1 protein-coding gene is annotated in these 1,899 nt (G+C 55.5%); it reads right to left on the bottom strand.

The annotated features are described in order from the left end of the window. Positions 1 to 650 precede the first annotated feature (650 nt). On the bottom strand, positions 651 to 1,205 hold the full coding sequence (locus HED64_RS19590) for an SRPBCC domain-containing protein (RefSeq protein WP_168153619.1): 555 nt from the start codon (positions 1,203 to 1,205) through the stop codon (positions 651 to 653). Between the last annotated feature and the right edge of the window lie 694 nt (positions 1,206 to 1,899).

Below are 1,899 nucleotides of genomic sequence, written 5' to 3'. Positions count from 1 at the left end.
GGGAAATAGCCCTCTCCCCCACCAGAAACCCCGCCAAACCAGCCCAAAACCAGTCCTCACACGCCCTAACTCGACGAAACCGTCAAAAAACAATACCGTGACCCCGGCAACACCTTTAATCGCCCATTGCGCGCCAATAGCCAAAGATCGCTGAGGAGCATCTCTGCGGCCGAAGTTTCGTTCCCGTACAACACATATTCGGGCCCTGAAGCCACTCGAGCACGCGGCAAAAGATCGTGATGCACACCTGAATCGAATGCAACAACGGAATCTAGCAACCGGTGTACAGGCTTGCTAGATGTCCAGACGAAAAGCGAGGCCGGCACGGGACCATCTGGCCAAGCTTCGAAGGTGCACGAGCGTAGCGGACACAAATTTGCGGGAAACTGGCGACAGAACACCGTGGATCCGACCCCACGGAATTTTCAGAGACCTAACTGGTACTCATCTTCCAGCAGTCCTTCGCGCTAGTTCTCTGACATGTTGGTTTAGTACCCGGTAGTGGGAACGGCCCCCGCCGAAGCAGCGAGGCGATTCAGTAGTCGCCGTCGTCATAAGACAATGCCGCAAACCTAGGGCTGAGGCTCGCAGCACCCACAACTTAGAACTCAAGCTTGGTTACCGAATCAAAAGCTATTCGAGCAATCGAGTCAGTCTTGGCTAGCGCGTAACGAAGCCGCGAACTTTCGCCCAAGTTCCGGATCCACACCGAATTTTTGCGCGTAATGCTCATGGACGGCAGCCCAATGCTCATGTGCCATTTCCTCTGTGACAGGTCGTCCACAAAGATACGGATCGAGCCGCAACAAGTAGGCGTCCCAACCCGCGGCAGTTTGCGCGGCGAGCGTGCGGTCATCGAAGACATGAGTGAACGTCAGTCGGCAGCCCTCCTGCACAGCCTGGATCTCGAAACTTTGCAGTTCCCCGGCGAAAGTCCATGCCAAGAGCCGCTGCGGTTCAACTTCAGTGATTTCAAGGGTTGCTCCGCCGGCTTCGAAGCTCTCCCCCTTTGCGGGGGTCCAGTCCACTGCGGCAGGGAACCAACTCGCTAGCTCTTCCGGTACGCTGACGGCTCGCCAAACTCGGTCAACCGAATGCGAAAGCCCCAGTTCGAAGCGAAGCGCTACGCGACCGTCAATGGTTTCCAAGGTGCCGGTGATGGCACGAGCCGCGTCAGTCGGCGTTTTCGCGTTGTCGTCACTCATTGGTGCTCCTCCAATATTTGTCAAGACTCAGTAGTTTGCCAATGGCAAGGTATGCCCCTACTGGCTGGTTCCAGTCGCTAGTGATCAATCAGAATGTTGTAAACGACCACGCGTTTATGATGCCACATGGAGAAACGAACTATATGCAGCAAGAATAAATATTCAGAGAAATTGGTTATAAGCGACTACGTCAAACTTCCCATGGGCGTTTGAGGTATACCTTGGTGTTCTTGCCGCGGCCCTGCACGCATCCGGGATCAAGCGATTCGGCTCAGTTGCCGTCAAGTAGAACAGGGATGCGTTTGCTCAGATATCAAACCCACGGTGCCCGGACGGAAATCCGAAAGGATCCGGGAGCCGTCGCGCAATAGTAGCTTCTATTAGTTCGAAGTAGTGGGCACGGGAACTGCGAGAAACGCGCCTTTCAGGACGTCTCCGGCCCGCCGGTCCGCTGGTGCAAGTCAAGGCGCTGGATGTGTCCGGCATAAACATGATGCCAGCAGAAGATCCGATGGTTGGCATAAACGATTAGATCTACAGGAAGATGACCAGGGTAGCTATAAGCCTGGCTATGGGACCAGCGTAGGGACCGGATGAACGTCGGCCGGCGTGCCACACCCGCCCCTGGACTCGGCAGACCCGGTCGCAGTGATTAAACATCAAAGCCCCTGAACACTATGTGTTCAGGGGCTTT

It is taken from the genome of Paeniglutamicibacter terrestris (assembly GCF_012271785.1).
Taxonomy (GTDB): domain Bacteria; phylum Actinomycetota; class Actinomycetes; order Actinomycetales; family Micrococcaceae; genus Paeniglutamicibacter; species Paeniglutamicibacter terrestris.
Note: the sequence above shows the minus strand (reverse complement) of the source record. Positions and strands in the feature narration are given on the sequence as shown.

What these genes read in the sequence shown, in the direction of transcription:
- HED64_RS19590 (WP_168153619.1), bottom strand. Translation starts at nt 1,205, where the DNA reads ATGAGTGACGACAACGCGAAAACGCCGACTGACGCGGCTCGTGCCATC.